Source organism: Neoaquamicrobium sediminum (genome assembly GCF_040970315.1).
Classification (GTDB): Bacteria; Pseudomonadota; Alphaproteobacteria; order Rhizobiales; family Rhizobiaceae; genus Aerobium; species Aerobium sediminum.
The window spans coordinates 187,177-202,743 of record NZ_JAZHFV010000006.1; the positions used below are offsets into that span (position 1 = coordinate 187,177).

The 15,567-nt window shown below is 63.4% G+C and carries 20 protein-coding genes; 14 read left to right on the forward strand and 6 right to left on the reverse strand.

Annotated elements, in window-relative coordinates:
- Nucleotides 1-24 precede the first annotated feature (24 nt).
- Nucleotides 25-210 (forward strand): hypothetical protein, encoded by a 186-nt coding sequence (locus tag V1479_RS17625; protein WP_368804098.1) that lies wholly within the window; start codon nucleotides 25-27, stop codon nucleotides 208-210.
- Nucleotides 211-482: 272 nt separating this feature from the next.
- Here the strand turns inward: V1479_RS17625 and hemF are convergent, their stop codons facing one another.
- Nucleotides 483-1,397, reverse strand: coding sequence for an oxygen-dependent coproporphyrinogen oxidase (gene hemF / locus V1479_RS17630; RefSeq protein ID WP_368804099.1), 915 nt, complete (start codon nucleotides 1,395-1,397; stop codon nucleotides 483-485).
- A gap of 122 nt (nucleotides 1,398-1,519) precedes the next feature.
- Here hemF and V1479_RS17635 point away from each other — a divergent pair, with 122 nt between their 5' ends.
- A complete protein-coding gene (locus V1479_RS17635; protein ID WP_173192745.1) occupies nucleotides 1,520-1,777 on the forward strand; it encodes a hypothetical protein in 258 nt (85 codons plus the stop codon).
- 9 nt (nucleotides 1,778-1,786) lie between these two features.
- Here V1479_RS17635 and V1479_RS17640 read toward each other — a convergent pair whose 3' ends face one another.
- On the reverse strand, nucleotides 1,787-2,233 hold the full coding sequence (locus V1479_RS17640; protein WP_368804100.1) for a MarR family winged helix-turn-helix transcriptional regulator: 447 nt from the start codon (nucleotides 2,231-2,233) through the stop codon (nucleotides 1,787-1,789).
- 68 nt (nucleotides 2,234-2,301) lie between these two features.
- Here V1479_RS17640 and V1479_RS17645 point away from each other — a divergent pair, with 68 nt between their 5' ends.
- Nucleotides 2,302-2,838, forward strand: a complete 537-nt coding sequence (locus tag V1479_RS17645; RefSeq protein WP_368804101.1) for a cytochrome b — start codon at nucleotides 2,302-2,304, stop codon at nucleotides 2,836-2,838.
- Nucleotides 2,839-2,965: 127 nt separating this feature from the next.
- On the opposite strand, the gene V1479_RS17650 is transcribed toward V1479_RS17645, so the two are convergent.
- On the reverse strand, nucleotides 2,966-3,436 hold the full coding sequence (locus tag V1479_RS17650) for a tRNA (cytidine(34)-2'-O)-methyltransferase (protein WP_368804102.1): 471 nt from the start codon (nucleotides 3,434-3,436) through the stop codon (nucleotides 2,966-2,968).
- Between the two features lie 286 nt (nucleotides 3,437-3,722).
- Between V1479_RS17650 and V1479_RS17655 the strand changes: the two genes are divergently transcribed.
- The 4 genes from V1479_RS17655 (at nucleotide 3,723) to V1479_RS17670 (ending at nucleotide 8,462) form a co-directional block, all read left to right on the forward strand.
- Nucleotides 3,723-4,028 (forward strand): hypothetical protein, encoded by a 306-nt coding sequence (locus V1479_RS17655; RefSeq protein ID WP_368804103.1) that lies wholly within the window; start codon nucleotides 3,723-3,725, stop codon nucleotides 4,026-4,028.
- Between the two features lie 330 nt (nucleotides 4,029-4,358).
- Complete coding sequence (locus V1479_RS17660; protein WP_368804104.1) at nucleotides 4,359-6,227, forward strand: ABC transporter ATP-binding protein; 1,869 nt, start codon at nucleotides 4,359-4,361, stop codon at nucleotides 6,225-6,227.
- Nucleotides 6,224-8,125 carry an ABC transporter ATP-binding protein gene (locus V1479_RS17665; protein ID WP_368804105.1) on the forward strand — a complete coding sequence of 634 codons (1,902 nt, stop codon included), beginning with the start codon at nucleotides 6,224-6,226 and terminating at the stop codon, nucleotides 8,123-8,125. The genes V1479_RS17660 and V1479_RS17665 overlap by 4 nt, the downstream gene beginning before the upstream one ends.
- 4 nt (nucleotides 8,126-8,129) lie before the next feature.
- Nucleotides 8,130-8,462: a DUF6665 family protein gene (locus V1479_RS17670; RefSeq protein ID WP_438620664.1), complete on the forward strand. Its 333-nt coding sequence runs from the start codon at nucleotides 8,130-8,132 to the stop codon at nucleotides 8,460-8,462.
- Nucleotides 8,463-8,468: 6 nt separating this feature from the next.
- Here the strand turns inward: V1479_RS17670 and V1479_RS17675 are convergent, their stop codons facing one another.
- On the reverse strand, nucleotides 8,469-8,810 hold the full coding sequence (locus tag V1479_RS17675) for a cupin domain-containing protein (RefSeq protein ID WP_368804106.1): 342 nt from the start codon (nucleotides 8,808-8,810) through the stop codon (nucleotides 8,469-8,471).
- A gap of 247 nt (nucleotides 8,811-9,057) precedes the next feature.
- On the opposite strand from V1479_RS17675, the gene petA reads away from it, so the two are divergent.
- From petA to V1479_RS17710, 7 genes are all read left to right on the forward strand, one after another.
- Entirely contained in the window at nucleotides 9,058-9,645 is a 588-nt protein-coding gene (gene petA, locus V1479_RS17680; RefSeq protein ID WP_368804107.1) for a ubiquinol-cytochrome c reductase iron-sulfur subunit, read from the forward strand.
- Nucleotides 9,646-9,668: 23 nt separating this feature from the next.
- Nucleotides 9,669-10,973 carry a cytochrome b gene (locus V1479_RS17685; protein WP_173192733.1) on the forward strand — a complete coding sequence of 435 codons (1,305 nt, stop codon included), beginning with the start codon at nucleotides 9,669-9,671 and terminating at the stop codon, nucleotides 10,971-10,973.
- Nucleotides 10,974-11,001: 28 nt separating this feature from the next.
- Complete coding sequence (locus V1479_RS17690; protein ID WP_173192731.1) at nucleotides 11,002-11,850, forward strand: cytochrome c1; 849 nt, start codon at nucleotides 11,002-11,004, stop codon at nucleotides 11,848-11,850.
- A 96-nt stretch (nucleotides 11,851-11,946) separates the two neighbouring features.
- Nucleotides 11,947-12,492, forward strand: a complete 546-nt coding sequence (locus V1479_RS17695; protein ID WP_368804108.1) for an adenine phosphoribosyltransferase — start codon at nucleotides 11,947-11,949, stop codon at nucleotides 12,490-12,492.
- 99 nt (nucleotides 12,493-12,591) lie between these two features.
- Nucleotides 12,592-13,074, forward strand: coding sequence for a DM13 domain-containing protein (locus V1479_RS17700; protein ID WP_368804109.1), 483 nt, complete (start codon nucleotides 12,592-12,594; stop codon nucleotides 13,072-13,074).
- 157 nt (nucleotides 13,075-13,231) lie between these two features.
- The gene (locus tag V1479_RS17705) at nucleotides 13,232-13,696 is read left to right on the forward strand and encodes an Rrf2 family transcriptional regulator (protein ID WP_368804110.1); all 465 of its coding nucleotides are present in this window, start codon (nucleotides 13,232-13,234) and stop codon (nucleotides 13,694-13,696) included.
- Nucleotides 13,686-14,579, forward strand: coding sequence for an NAD(P)/FAD-dependent oxidoreductase (locus V1479_RS17710; protein ID WP_368804111.1), 894 nt, complete (start codon nucleotides 13,686-13,688; stop codon nucleotides 14,577-14,579). Before V1479_RS17705 ends, V1479_RS17710 begins: the two co-directional genes overlap by 11 nt.
- Here V1479_RS17710 and V1479_RS17715 read toward each other — a convergent pair.
- Together V1479_RS17715 and V1479_RS17720 are read right to left on the reverse strand one after the other, a co-directional pair.
- Nucleotides 14,576-15,046: a MaoC family dehydratase gene (locus tag V1479_RS17715; protein WP_368804112.1), complete on the reverse strand. Its 471-nt coding sequence runs from the start codon at nucleotides 15,044-15,046 to the stop codon at nucleotides 14,576-14,578. The genes V1479_RS17710 and V1479_RS17715 overlap by 4 nt on opposite strands.
- The gene (locus V1479_RS17720; protein ID WP_368804113.1) at nucleotides 15,043-15,510 is read right to left on the reverse strand and encodes a MaoC family dehydratase; all 468 of its coding nucleotides are present in this window, start codon (nucleotides 15,508-15,510) and stop codon (nucleotides 15,043-15,045) included. The genes V1479_RS17715 and V1479_RS17720 overlap by 4 nt, the downstream gene beginning before the upstream one ends.
- Nucleotides 15,511-15,567 lie beyond the last annotated feature (57 nt).

Consider the following 15,567-nt stretch of genomic DNA (forward strand, 5'->3'; position numbering starts at 1 on the left):
AGATCAGGTTCACAGGAGGCTCAAATGCTCCAGTTTCTCTTTAACGTTGCCAGTCGGGTCCTGCATCGCTGCGACCTCTCCGAGACCGAACAGTGGCGGATGGACCCTCTTGCTCATCCCGCGCTCAGGGGCATGAGCCAGGCCGAACTGGGCGACCTGCCCATCGGACACGCATCGCTGCCACGGAGGCTGGTTGAAGGCGGTTGCTGACATTGCAACCACCGTGTCATCCCGGCCAAGGGAAGCGCCGCTGCCTCTCCATGTCATCCCGGAAGCCGGAGCGCAGCGAGGCTATCCGGGACCCATTGATCAGCACGGCCGGGTCGCGGGTTCGCGCGGCGGCAACCACATGCACGACTCACGGCAATGGCTGCGCACCACCTCCGGAAGAGGGCCGCGCCACACGATTTCCGGACCAATGGATCCCGGCTCTTCCTCGCTACGCTCGGTCGGCCGGGATGACGCCGAGTGCGTGCCTTAATCTAGGGCCACTTCACTTCCGGCGGCAGGCTCGACAGGATCGAGTCGACATTGCCGCCGGTCTTGAGGCCGAAGATTGTGCCGCGATCATAGAGCAGGTTGAACTCGACATAGCGGCCGCGCCGTATGAGTTGCTCCTCGCGGTCGGCCTCGGTCCAGTTGTCGTTGAAATTGCGCCGGACGATGTGGTTGTAGACGATCTGGAAGGTGCGGCCGACATCCTGCGTGAAGCGGAAATCGGCATCCCAGCCACCCTTTTCTTCCGGGCTTTTCAGCCAATCGTAGAAGATGCCGCCAACGCCGCGCGCCTCATTGCGATGGGGCAGGAAGAAATACTCGTCGCACCACGCCTTGAATTTCTGATGGTCGGCGACCGCGGCATGCTTGTCGCAGATGAACTTCATCGACTTGTGAAAGGCCATCGTATCCGGGTCTTCCTGGACGCGCCGCCGATCGAGCATGGGGGTCAGGTCGGCGCCGCCGCCGAACCACTGACGGGTCGTCACCACCATGCGCGTGTTCATGTGAACCGCCGGCACGTTGGGGTTCTGCGGGTGCGCGATCAGCGAAATGCCCGAAGCCCAGAAGCGCGGGTCTTCCTCCGCCCCCGGGATCTGGCTGCGGAACTCCGGCGAGAATTCGCCGTGAACCGTGGAGACATGCACGCCGACCTTCTCGAAGACGCGGCCATACATCATCGACATCACACCGCCGCCACCCTTGCCGCCGTCGCGCTCCCACGGCGTGCGCTCGAAGCGGCCGGGCGACCAGCCCGACTGCGGTCCCGTCAGATCGTCCTCGATCTTTTCGAAGGTGTCGCAGATGCGGTCGCGCAGTTCCTCGAACCAGGCCTTCGCGGCTGCCTTCTTCTCCTCGATTCCGTCCGGCAGGCCTGCCGGCAACTCTGGACGCTGCATTCATGTCTCCATAGGGCCCCGGCCGGTGCGGCAAAGCGGAGCCAATCAAAAGGACTCGTAAAGTCTCGCGGCGATCCCTAATCTGTTGCCGGTGAGGGTCAAGGAATTTCCGGGAGATACCGGTGCGCGTTCCCGCAAGACCGCCGCTCGACAGTCTCAAGCGCAGCCTCGACAGGCGCCGCGCCGAGACCGGCCGCAAGGTGCGGGACGGATTTATCCGCGAGACCTTCATGCTGCCGCGCCAGGCCGCGCGCGACAAGGCGCGCGAGTGGTTCGACCGCTGGCCGAAGCAGGCCTACTGGACTGAAATCGAGAGCTGGTGCGAGCGCCCCGACGACGTGATCGAATTCACGATCCGCAGGCTGCCGACGGCCGACTGACCGGCCCGACTAGTCTTCGAGCATCTTTTCCAGCGAGGTAATGACCTTGCCGAGCAGTTCCAGGAACTGCTCCCGTTCGGTCTCCGTCAGGTCGGCAAGCGCGACCGCGTTGACCGACATTCCTGCCTCCTTGACCTTCAGCGCCTTTTCCATCGCCTCCGGCGTCAACGCCACCAACTGGCTGCGTCCGTCCCTAGGGTCGGGCCGGCGCTCTATCATCCCGTCGCGCTCCATGCGGGAGAGCGTGGCCGCCATTGTCGGCTGCTCGATCGACGCGATGGCGGCGAGCGCCTTCTGGCTGAGCGCTGCACCGTCGCCCAGCGCAAAGAAGACCGGCATCTGGCCCGAGGAGACGCCGAACTGTTTCAGCCTGCGGTCTATGGCCCGGGCAAAGAGGCGCGCGGCCCAGTTGGTCATGTAGCCGGAAGATCTGGTTCGTTCGAATCGTTTTTGCATAGCTTGCTATCTATATACATTGCATGCTATATAATCAGCGGACAGGCGAGCTGGCAAGGAGACAGGTCATGCGCTGGAAAAGCAGCACTCACCGCTATGGTGCCGTTGCGGTGGCTATGCACTGGGTCACGGCCGTGGCCTTGATCGGCATGCTGGTGTCGGGCCTGCGGGCCGCGGATATGAGCGATCCGGCGGCGAAGCTGGCCCTGTTGCGTATCCATGCGGTGATGGGGGTCTCGGTGCTGGCGCTCACATTGCTCAGGCTTTTCTGGTGGTGGCTGGCGGACAAGAAACCGGTGGATCCGGCCGGCACGCCGCTGTGGCAGGCGCGGGCAGCTCGTATCGTCCACGGGCTATTCTATGTCGTCATCATCGGCATGGGCGCGAGCGGTATCGGTATGGTGCTGCTTTCCGGCGCCGGCGACATTCTGGCAGGCGCATCTCAGGCACAATTGCCGGATTTCCATGCCTATCCGCCGCGCGCGCCGCACGGCATCGGCGGCACATTGCTGATCGCGTTGGTCCTGCTGCATGTGGCTGCAGCGTTCTATCACCAGTTCGTAAAGCGCGACCGGTTGCTCGCCCGGATGGGACTGGGCCGCTGAGCAAAAAATGCCGGGACGCGCTTGACCTAAACTATTGTTGAGGTTGTATGAAATCATCCTTCGATGGACGGAGAAGGATGAATCGATGACCCGGACTGCTTCTGACAATGCACCATTGCCGACGCGGTCAGCGCGTCTGGCGGATCGCTTCGCCGGCAGCCATGGCCACCGAAAGCGCCAGGTTGAGGCTGCGGGCGCCGGCACGCATCGGGATCGTGAGCCGCGTGTCGGCAGCATCGTGCACATGGTCTGGCACCCCGGCCGATTCGCGCCCGAAGAGCAGAATGTCGCCGGGTGCGAAGGCAAAGCCGGTGTAGGGGGCGGCAGCCTTCGTGCTGAAAAGCACCAGCCGGCGGCTTTGCCCGGTCCGCCACGCCGCGAAACTTTCCCAGGAAACGTGACGGGTCAGGGCAGCCATCTCCAGATAGTCCATGCCCGCACGTTTGAGCGCCCTGTCCGACATGTCGAAGCCGGCCGGCTCGATGATGTCGACGGCGAGGTCCAGGCATGCGGCCATCCGCAGGATGGCGCCGGCATTGCCGGGAATGTCGGGCTGATAGAGCGCGATGTGCAGGTCGTGCGGGGCAGGGGAAGGCAATATCGTGGTCTTCTAAATAGTAGCCGGAATGCAACAGTTGCTCCGGCGCGGCTCCGTAACGTCAGCTTCGAACTAGCCAGTCGCGAGGAACGGGTCTATAGGGCTGTCATCGTCAACTCGAACCGAGGGGGAGTCAAATGGATTGCATGATGCTCATAGACGCCATTCGCCCCATCCGTGGGCTTATCGCCTGACGGCGGATTCGGTTCGACGCTTTTTCCCTGATTAGCCAGCATCGACGCGACTTCCGCCGGATCGCCAGTTCCGATCCTTGAGGATTTTCGCCATGCGTACCCTGTATCCGCGCGCCCGTTCGGGGCCGCACTCCATCCATGATGCCCGGCAATATGCCTGGGCGCTGCTCGTGCTGGGGCCGGGGGCTCCGGCGCCGCGTCAGCGGCCGCATCGCGGCCTGCTGCCCGATGTGCCGGAGTTCCGCGCGCCTTCGCGCCCGTCGCTGCTAGCATGGCTGTTCGCCCGCTTCCGCCGCTCCGACCCGGCCGGTGATCCAGCAGCGGAAGATGCCTCCGACCAGCTTGGAAGCGACTGGGCGCCGGCACAGCAAAAAGACCATGAGAGGCTGGCGGCCTAGCGCCGTCAGCCTGTCAGTCCCATAAGAGGAAACGCACCATGAACGCCGGAAAACACGGTGACCCGAAACACTCCGCGATAGCGCTCCCATCGATAAGGACGGACCCGTTGCCCGTTGCTGACACCCGGTTGTCAGCAGCTTTCGAGCGCGCGCTTGGCGGCGGGGCCGTCGGGGCCCATCTTCCTGCTTCGTCATACAGGAGAGAGCGGGAGCCTGCGCCGAATGCGAAAGCCGGGAAGCCGGCGTCCTCTAACAAAGGCGCGCCACGCGCAGCACATATTGGCCCGCGCAGCGGGCACAAATAGAATTGAGCACAGAGAAGATCTCAGCATGTACCGCTTTTTCGAATCCCTCCTGAACCCGTTCCCGCCGGAAGAGCCGGTGGAACCGCCGAAGACGCTCGTCGCCTTCTGCGTCCACTACACCAAGGGTTCCTGGCCGCTGATCGTCATCTCCGCGATCCTCACCTCGATCATCGCGCTGACCGAGGTGTGGATGTTCGGCTTCCTCGGCAACATCGTCGACTGGCTTTCTGCGCAGAACCGCGAAACCTTCCTGCAGACGGAGGGCTGGAAGCTCGCCGGCATGGCCTTCGTCGTGCTGGTGGCGCTGCCGTTCACGGTGCTGGTCAACTCGTGGCTCAACCACCAGTCGCTGTTCGGCAATTTCCCGATGCGGATTCGCTGGCAGGTGCACCGCTATCTGCTGAAGCAGTCGATGACGTTCTATCAGGACGAGTTTGCCGGGCGCATCGCCACCAAGCTGATGCAGACGGCGCTTGCCGTGCGCGAATGCGTCATCAAGCTGATCGATGTTCTGAATTACGTCATCGTCTATTTCATCGGCGTGCTGTTCCTGGTTGGCTCTGCCGACTGGCGGCTCGCATTGCCGCTGGCGGTCTGGCTCGTCGCCTATGTCGGCCTCTTGCGCTACTACGTGCCCCGCCTCGGCAAGGTATCCGAGGAGCAGGCGGATGCCCGCGCGATCATGACCGGCCGCGTGGTCGACAGCTATGCCAACATCCAGACGGTGAAGCTCTTCAGCCATGCAAGGCGCGAGGCGGCGTTCGCACGTGAAGGCATGAGCGACTTCCTCGAAACCGTCCATCGAATGATGCGGCTGGTGACGAGCCTCTACGGCATCCTCTATTTCCTCAACTCGCTGCTTCTGGCGGCCGTGGCTGCGATTTCGATCTGGCTGTGGCTGGGGCAGGCGGTGTCGATCGGCGCGGTCGCCGTGGCGCTCGGCCTCGTGCTGCGCCTTTGGGGCATGTCGCAGTGGATCATGTGGGAGGTGTCAGGCCTGTTCGAGAACATCGGCACGGTGCAGGACGGCATCCGTTCGATCTCGCTGCCGCGTCTGGTCGACGACCGGCCCGGCGCCAACGAGATCGTCGTTCAGAAGGGCGAGATCGGGTTCGATCATGTCCGCTTCCACTACGGCAAGCAGAAGGGCGTGATCGAGGATCTGTCGCTTAACATTCGGCCGGGCGAGAAGGTCGGCATCGTTGGCCGTTCGGGCGCCGGCAAGTCGACGCTGGTCAACATCCTGCTGCGTTTCTATGACATCGAGGGCGGCAAGGTGACGATCGACGGCCAGAACATCGCCGCAGTCCAGCAGGACAGCCTGCGCGCCCATATCGGCGTCGTCACGCAGGATACGTCACTGCTGCACCGCTCGGTTCGCGACAACATCCTCTACGGTCGTCCCGATGCGACCGAGGAGATGGTGGTCGAGGCCGCGCGCCGCGCCGAGGCTCTGGAGTTCATCGGCGGGCTCAGCGATCCGAAGGGCCGCAAGGGCCTCGACGCCCATGTCGGCGAACGCGGCGTCAAGCTGTCGGGCGGCCAGCGGCAGCGCATCGCGATTGCACGCGTGATGCTCAAGGACGCGCCGATCCTGATTCTCGACGAGGCGACCTCGGCGCTCGATTCGGAAGTCGAGGCCGCGATCCAGGAGAATCTCTATCGCCTGATGGAAGGCAAGACGGTGATCGCCATCGCTCACCGGCTCTCCACCATCGCGGCGATGGACAGGCTGGTCGTGATGGACCGGGGCCGCATCATAGAGGAAGGAACGCACGAGGAGCTGATTGCCAAGGAGGGGCTTTATGCCCAGTTATGGCAGAGGCAGTCGGGCGGATTCCTGCTGCATGACGAACCGGCCACGGGGCCGGAGAAGGAAATCGCGGCCGAATGAGCCAGGTGGACGAACGCAAGGATGACGGCTTCGCCGAGCGCATCTGGCGCAAGGCGGAGGGCGTCATCGAGCCCTTCGCGGATACGGAACGGGACGTGCTGCCGCGCGATGCGTGGCAGTTCATCCTGTTCTTCGCGCGCCAGGCGAAGGGGCCGTTCGTCCTTCTACTCATCGTGGGCGGTCTGTCGGGCGCGGTGGATGCCGCACTCTACTGGTCGCTGGGATGGCTGATCGATCTGCTGGAAACCTCCTCGCCAGCGCGGCTTCTCGCCGACCACTGGTGGGAGATCGCTGCCTTTCTGGTGCTGGTTCTGGTGGTTCGTGCGGCGGTGATGGTCGCCAATGCGATCGTCGAGCAGCAGGTGATCGTGCCGTCGTTCTACCAGCTCGTGCGCTGGCAGTCGTTCCGCCGCGTGATCGAGCAGCCCTATTCCTTCTACCAGAACGATTTCGCCGGCCGCATCGCCACAAAGATATTGCAGGGCGGTGAGGCGACCGGCGACTTTATCGTGTCGTCGCTGCAGACGATGTGGAGCTTCCTGTCGTTCCTCGTGCTGGCGGGCACCATTCTCGTGCTGCTCGATCCGGCGATGGGGCTGGTGCTTGCCGTCTGGCTCGTCGCCTATTGCGCAACTGCGTGGTGGCTGCTGCCGCCGCTGCGGGCGGCCGGCCGCAGGACCGCCGACGAGCGCTCCATCCTGAACGGGCGCCTTGTCGATGCTTTCACCAACATCATGGCGGTCAAGCTGTTCGACAGCGGCCATCGCGAGAACGATTACGTGCGCGACGGCATGGACCGCTATCTGGGAGCGGTGAAACGCCTGACCCGCGCCATCACCAGTGTGCGCTCGGCGGTTGCGATCCTCAACGGGTTCATGATGGCGGCCGTGTTCATTCTCGCGCTGCGCGGCTGGATGGCGGGCAGCGCCACAACCGGCGAGATTGCCGCCGCGATGGGGCTGGTCTTCCGGCTCAACCAGATGTCCGGCTACATGATGTTCAACATCAACGGGCTGATCCGATCGTTCGCCACCGTGCAGGACGCGACCGGCACGATCTCGGTGCGGCCCGAGCTGCGCGACGCGCCGGATGCTGCCGTGATGTCGCGCGTTGGCGGCGACCTGAAATTCGAAGACGTCACCTTCAACTACGGCAAGGATAGTAAGGGGAAAGATGCCGGTGTCATCGAACATCTCGACCTGCATGTGAAGCCGGGTGAGCGGGTGGCGCTGGTGGGTCCGTCCGGCGCCGGCAAGACGACGATCGTCAACCTTGCGCTGCGCCTGTTCGACGTTGAAGGCGGGCGCATCCTGCTGGACGGCACCGATATTCGATCCGTCACGCAGGCCTCGCTGCGCGCGCAGTTCGGCGTTGTGGCGCAGGATCCGCTGCTGATGCACCGCTCCATCCGCGACAACATCGCCTACGGCAAGCCCGGCGCGAGCGATGCCGAGATCGTCGAGGCTGCGAAGCGTGCCGCGGCGCACGACTTCATCGTCGGCGTCAGCGATCCGAAGGGCAGGACGGGCTACGACGCCCATGTCGGCGAGCGCGGCGTCAAGCTGTCCGGCGGCCAGCGGCAGCGAATCGCGATAGCCCGGATGATGCTCAAGGACGCGCCGATCCTGATCCTGGACGAGGCAACCTCGGCTCTCGATTCGGAAATCGAGGCCGCGATCCAGGAGAATCTCTATCGGCTGATGGAGGGCAAGACTGTGGTAGCGGTCGCACACCGGCTGTCGACCATTGCGGCGCTCGACCGGCTCGTGGTCATCGACGAGGGCAGGATCGTGGAGCAGGGCACACATGACGAGCTGATCGCCCGCGACGGGCTCTACGCTCAGCTCTGGAAACGCCAGTCCGGCGGTTTCCTTGCCTCCAGCCTCGCGGCGGAGTGATCGTTTGTCGCTGCGACCGCCATCGCGCTACACGGCCTCCGCGCTTTCCGGCGGGAGCGGGCAGGTTGGCGATGCAGCCAATCCGCTGGATCACGAGATCGCGGCGGAGAAGGCGGCTTCGCTCGGGCGCGCCGGAGACAGGGTCAAACGCGCTCTGCAACATCTCGCAGAAGCGGAGCAGGCATCGCCCACGCGCAATGCTTTGCTCAAGGATGCGGCCGAGGCGGTCTATGCCTACTTCATCCAGCGTGAGCTGTGCGGATTGCGGCGGCATCACGACGCGATCCGCGAGTACCAGATTCCGCGCGAGGTGCTTGCAAGGCTGGGCGCGTCCTGAGCGCGGTTACTCCAGCCACTCGGTGATAAAGCTCCCGCGTTCGTGGATGTCGATGGTCTCGAGCACATCGGGGCCTGGATTGATGAATTTGTGGGGCGTGTCCGCCGGCACCACCACGATCTTTCCCGGCCCTGCCTCGACTGTCTCGTCACCGACGGTGAACAATGCCCGGCCTGCTCGGATGATGAAGGTTTCGGGGTAGGGATGCTTGTGCAACCTTGGCCCCTGGCCGGGCGCCACAAGGTTGAAGATGAGGCATAGATTGCCGCCATGCGCGCCAAGCTGGACCTCGCCGAGCCACTTGTCCGGTTCCTCCGCCCATTCGGACCGGTCGATAATACTGTGCATGAAACCTCCCCTCGTTCACTTCCGCCGCAACACGGCGCCTTGCATAAGCTGGTGTTGCCGCCTGCGTCCACACGCCCCGCGACAATCTGCCCCCGCGCGCTCGTGATACTGGACAATCGCGGAAGGCGCGCATAGAAACCATCGCCAAATGCAGGGGGAATCCGCCAGCCGTCGCCAGCCGCCAGTGCATATGACGAGGTGGTGAGCGGGACGACCGAAAAGGTCATGCGGGTTTCTTCCGGCGACAATGAGGCGAAAGGACCCTGTGCCCGTGAGCGCGAACGAAGCGACCGATCATAACCGCCGCGATTTCCTTTACATCGCCACCGGCATGGCAGGCGTGGTTGGGGCCGGCGCGGCCGTATGGCCGTTCATCGACCAGATGCGACCCGATGCCTCGACGCTGGCGCTGGCAACCATCGATGTCGACGTCTCCGCGATCGAGGCCGGCATGTCGGTGACGGCCAAGTGGCGCGGCAAGCCCGTCTTCATCCGCAACCGTACGGAAGCGGAAGTCGAGGAGGCGAAGGAAGTGCCGATGGCGGAGCTTAAGGATCCGCTGGCGCGCAACGAGAACCTTGCTTCCGATGTGCCTGCCGAAGACATTTCCCGTTCCGCCGGCGAGGGCAAGGAGAACTGGATCGTCATGATCGGTTCGTGCACCCATCTCGGCTGCGTGCCGCTCGGCCAGGCCGGCGACTTCGGCGGCTGGTTCTGCCCGTGCCATGGCTCGCACTACGATACGGCCGGCCGTATCCGTAAGGGCCCCGCGCCGGAGAACCTTCTCATTCCGCATTTCGAATTCATCTCCGATACGGTCATCAGGATCGGTTGAGGGAAAAGAGAGAGCATTAGACCATGAGCGGTGGACACTCGACCTATTCGCCCAAGACCGGCATCGGCCGCTGGTTCGACGCACGCATGCCGTTGCCGCGGCTGGTGCACGACTCGTTCGTTTCCTATCCGGTTCCGCGCAACCTGAACTATGCCTATACCTTCGGCGGCATTCTCTCGCTGATGCTGGTGGTTCAGATCGTCACCGGCATCGTGCTGGCCATGCATTATGCCGCGTCGACCGAGCTCGCGTTCGATTCGGTCGAGAAGATCATGCGCGACGTGAACTCGGGCTGGCTGCTGCGCTATCTCCACGCCAACGGCGCGTCGATGTTCTTCATCGCCGTCTATATCCACATCTTCCGCGGTCTCTATTACGGCTCCTACAAGGCGCCGCGCGAGCTGCTGTGGATCCTCGGCGTGATCATCTACCTGCTGATGATGGCCACCGCCTTCATGGGCTACGTGCTGCCGTGGGGCCAGATGAGCTTCTGGGGCGCGACCGTCATCACCGGCTTCTTCACCGCGATCCCGTTGGTGGGCGAGTGGATTCAGCAGCTTCTGCTCGGCGGCTTCGCGGTCGACAATCCGACGCTGAACCGCTTCTTCTCGCTGCACTACCTGCTGCCGTTCATGATCGCCGGCGTCGTTGTGCTGCACGTATGGGCGCTGCATGTCACCGGCCAGACCAATCCGACCGGCATCGAGGTGAAGTCGAAGACCGACACCGTGGCCTTCACGCCTTATGCGACGATCAAGGATGGCTTTGCCATGATCGTCTTCCTGATGCTGTTCGCCTATTTCGTCTTCTACATCCCCAACTACATGGGGCATGCCGATAACTACATTCCGGCCAACCCGCTGGTGACGCCGTCGCACATCGTGCCTGAATGGTACTTCCTGCCCTTCTACGCGATCCTGCGCGCCATCACCTTCAACATCGGCCCGATCGACTCCAAGCTGGGCGGCGTGCTCGCAATGTTCGGCGCTATCGCGGTGCTGTTCTTCGTGCCGTGGCTCGACACCTCCAAGGTTCGCTCGGCGGTCTACCGTCCGTGGTACAAGCTGTTCTTCTGGCTCTTCGCCGCCAACGCCGTCTTCCTCGGCTGGCTCGGCTCCAAGCCGGCGGAAGGCTGGTACATCCCGGCAATGCAGGTTTCGACGCTGTTCTACTTCGGCTTCTTCCTGATCGTCATGCCGCTGCTGGGCCTGATCGAGACGCCGCGGCGTCTGCCCAACTCGATCACCGATGCGGTGCTGGACAAGAACAAGGGTGCGGCCACCGCACAGCCCGCCGGTGCTACGGCGTCCCCGGAAACCAAAGGCTGAGCGGCTTCAGGCAGACAAGGACTTCGACATGAATTCTTTCATCAAGGGACTGACAGCGCTCGGTATCGCATTCGGCCTCGCCGGGGCGGCCCAGGCGGCTGAGGAAGAGGGCGGCACGCCGCACTATCCGCTGATCAAGCCGGTGGAACAGGACTGGTCCTTTGCCGGTCCTTTCGGAACCTACGATCAGGGACAGCTTCAGCGCGGGCTCAAGGTCTATCGCGAATCCTGCGCGGCCTGCCATGGCCTGGAGCGCGTGAGCTTCCGTACGCTCGAGCACCTCGGCTATTCCGAGGAGCAGATCAGGACGCTCGCCGCCGAGTACGAAGTGCAGGACGGCCCGGATTCTTCTGGCGACATGTTCATGCGCGCCGCGATCCCGTCCGACCACTTCCCGTCGCCCTTCGCCAACCCGGAAGCAGCTGCGGCTTCCAACAACGGCGCGGCTCCGCCGGATCTGTCGCTGATGGCCAAGGCGCGTGCCGTGACGCGCGGCTTCCCGACATTCGTGTTCGACATCTTCACCCAGTATGCCGAGGGCGGGCCGGACTACGTCTATGCGCTGCTGACCGGCTACGAGGATGCACCCGAGGGCGTCGAGCTGCAGCCGGGCACCTATTACAACCCACATTTCATGGCCAGCTCGGCGCTGTCGATGCCGCCCCCGCTCGCGGATGGGCAGATCACCTATGACGACGGCGCGCCCGAAACGCTGGACCAGTATGCGCACGACATCACCGCATTCCTGATGTGGGCGGCCGAGCCGCACATGGAAGAGCGCAAGCGCATGGGCTTCAACGTGATGATCTTCCTCGTCCTGTTCGGCGGGCTGGTCTATCTCACCAAGCGTAAGGTGTGGTCGAACGTCGACCACTGACCGAAAAGCCACATCAAAGGTCAAGGGCGGCTACCAGCCGCCCTTTTCTTTTGCCGTTCGGCGGGCCAAGAATGATCGGCAACAGGGAACCGGCTTGTGAAACATACTCTCGAAGAAACCCTTCTCTCCGCGATCCGCACGATTCCGGATTATCCCAAGCCGGGCATCCAGTTCCGGGACATCACGACGCTTCTGGGCAATGCGCGCGCCTTCCGCCGCGCGGTGGATGAGCTCGTGCATCCTTGGGCCGGCTCCAAGATCGACAAGATCGCCGGTATCGAGGCGCGCGGCTTCATCCTCGGCGGGGCGATCGCGCATCAATTGTCGGCCGGCTTCATCCCCATTCGCAAGAAGGGCAAGCTGCCGCACGAGACCGTACGGGTCGCCTATTCGCTGGAATACGGGCTGGACGAAATGGAGATGCACAAGGACGCGGTCTCCGCCGGCGAGAAAGTCATCCTCGTCGACGACCTGATCGCGACCGGTGGTACGGCTGAGGGCGCCGTCAAGCTCATCAGCCAGATGGGCGGCGAGATCGTTGCCGCCTGTTTCGTGATCGACCTGCCGGACCTCGGGGGCCGAGCCAAGCTCGAAGCGCTCGGGGTCGATGTTCGCACCCTGATCGCGTTCGAGGGTGACTAAGTCATTCCAAGTGGTCCCATTCCAGGGGGCGTGAGGGAATGCAGGTTTGACAACGCTCCGGGCTCCCATAACCTGCCCTTGACCAAAGGGGGGAGTGGTATGCGCTGGCTTCTGGCATTTCTTTTCGGGGCGGTTTTCGGCGCTGCCGGTGGCGTGGCGCTAGGGTTCTTTCTGTTTCCGTTCGTATTTCCCCCGCCGCAGGCGACCGAAACCTTGCAGGCGTCCAACGACAGCCGGCTGGTGGCAAAGGGAACGTTCATCCACGCCAATCCGAGCGACCCGATCCATTATGGAAGCGGCGGCGTTTCGGTTTATTCTGACACCGTATTTCTCAACGAGGATTTCGAGGTCGGGCCGGGGCCGAAGTATCACGTCTATCTGGTGCCAAAGGCCTCGATCCGTTCCTCCGCCGACGTGGAGGACACGATGTTCGTCGATCTTGGCCAGTTGCGTGCCTTCCAGGGCAGTCAGAATTACACGATCCCGGCCGGTGTCGATCTCAGTCTCTACCAAAGCGTCGTGATCTGGTGCGAGCACTTCTCGGTGCTGATCTCGCCGGCAGATCTCGATTTCGAAACCTGACGCGAGAGGCACGCTTCCGTCTGCCCATGGCGGTGGCTCGATGGCACACACCGCCGCGTTGCGAACGAAAGCGGGTTCCAGTGGACATTCGCGTGGCCTGGATGTGCACGCAGCGGCGCTATTGACTTGTATCGCATCGTGTAACATATGAAGTTACATGAAGCGTGACAGCAAACTTTCAGGCGTTCTGCACGTGCTGCTCCACATGGCCGAGCAGCCACGGCCGATCACATCCGAGGTACTGGCGACTGCCATGTGTACCAACCCAGTCGTAATCCGCCGGATCATGGCGGGGCTGCGGGATGAGGGCTATGTGCGCGCCGAGAAGGGGCATGGCGGCGGCTGGACGCTCGCCTGCGACCTGGAGAAGGTGACGCTTCGCGACGTCTACGACGCACTCGGAAGCCCCGTTCTGCTGGCCATGGGCAATCGGTCGGAATCGCCCGGATGTCTCGTCGAGCAGGCGGTGAATGCCGCACTCGACCAGACATTCCGGGATGCCGAGGCCTTGTTGCTTGCTCGCCTGGGCGAGGTGACGCTGGCAAGCTTGAGCGCCGATTTCCACAAACGCCTCGCCGCGCGAGGCGGAAAACACGATCTGGAGACTGCTCATGCATCATGATGCGATCATCGTCGGCGGCAGCTTCGCCGGCCTCTCGGCGGCTATGTACCTGGCACGCGCGCGCCGTTCCGTATGCATCGTCGATGCCGGCGCGCCGCGCAACCGCTTTGCCGAACACTCGCACGGCTTCTTCGCGCAGGACGGCAGCGCGCCTGGCGCGATTCTCGATACGGCACGCGCACAGGTCGCGGCTTATCCAACCGTTACCTTCGTCAAAGGAAAGGTGGCAAGCGCGCAGGCACAAGGGGATGGCTTCGGCGTGAAGCTGGAGGACGGCCAAGCGCTGGAAAGCGAGCGACTGGTGCTTGCCTATGGGCTGTCGGACGAACTGCCCGAGATTCCCGGCCTAAAGCAACGCTGGGGTCGCTCTGTGCTTCATTGTCCTTATTGCCACGGCTACGAATATGCGGGCCAGCGTCTCGGCGTGCTGGCGACCATGCCGGTATCGGTGCATCAGGCGATGCTGATCGCGGAATGGGGGCCAACCACTATCTTCGTCAACGACGTGCTGGAGCCGGAGCCCGAGGTGCTGGCCGAACTCGACCGGCGCGGCGTGGCAGTCGAGCGCGGCGCAGTCACCGCCTTGCACGGAGAGGGTGACGCCCTGTCGGCTGTCGAGCTTTCCGGCGGCCGCATGCGGGACGTCGATGCGCTTTTCGTCGGCCTGCGCTCGCATATGAACAGCGACATCGCCGGCCAACTCGGCTGCGCTATGGATGAGGCACCATTCGGCCAGATCATCCGCACGGACGGAATGCAGATGACCAGCGTGCCGAACGTCTTTGCCGCAGGCGACATCGCGCGGGGCGCGCACAGCATCGCTTTTGCTTCGGCCGATGGGGTGATGGCAGGCGTTGCCACCCACCGATCGCTGGTTTTCTAGGCGGCCTTAACGAGGACGGCACTCTCGAATTCCAGCACCTTGTCGCCGGTTGAATCGAATGCCTCGCAGGCGATCGTCAGCAGGCGCCATCCGGGCCGCGAGGCGAGGGCGCGATGGGCGAGCGCCCGGCGCGTGAAGGTGACGGTTTCGCCGGCATAGACGGGCTTCAGCCATTTGAGGTTCTGAAAACCGGGCGAGGGGCCGAATTGCGGGGCCTCGCCGGGTCCGTTCCAGGGCTGCTCGCCTGCGTCCTCGCGTCTCTTGAGGTTGTACTTCATCCAGGTCGCGGCCGTGTGCCAGCCCGACGCGCAGAGCCCGCCGAAGACGCTGTGTTTGGCTTCGTCCTCGTCCATGTGGAAGCGCTGCGGATCATATTTGGCGGCAAACGCCTTGATCTCATCGGCCTCGAAGGTGTGAGAGCCGAGCGTGATCGTCTCGCCGATGCGGAAATAGGCGTCGAGGGTCATGCCGCTTCTCCCGCAACGCGCCTAAGGAACATGCCGGTGTTCTGCAGTTCCAGCACGACCTCGCCGCGCTGGTTGACGAGTTCGTGGCGCACCGTGACGAGACCGAGATTGGGTCGCGAGGACGAGGCACGCTTTGCCGTGACCGTGCTCGTGCCGGTAAGTGTGTCGCCCGCCAGCACGGGCTTCTTCCAGCGTACGTAGTCGATGCCGGGCGAGCCCTGCGAGGTCGAGTCGAGCAGGAAGCCGTCGCACATCAGCCTCATGAACATGCAGCAGGTATGCCAGCCCGATGCCGCAAGCCCGCCGAGGATGCTCGCTTTGCCCGCTTCTTCGTCGAGATGCATCGGTTGGGCGTCGAATTCGCTCGCGAACTCGACGATCTCTTCGGCTGTGACGTGTTTCTGCCCGAGGTCGATCGTCGCCCCTTCGGCGAAATCCTCGAATGCCCAACGCTTCCCAGTCATCGGCAAATCCTGTTCATGCTTGAACAAGACTAATGCCGCCGCGCACCGCAAAAGGCA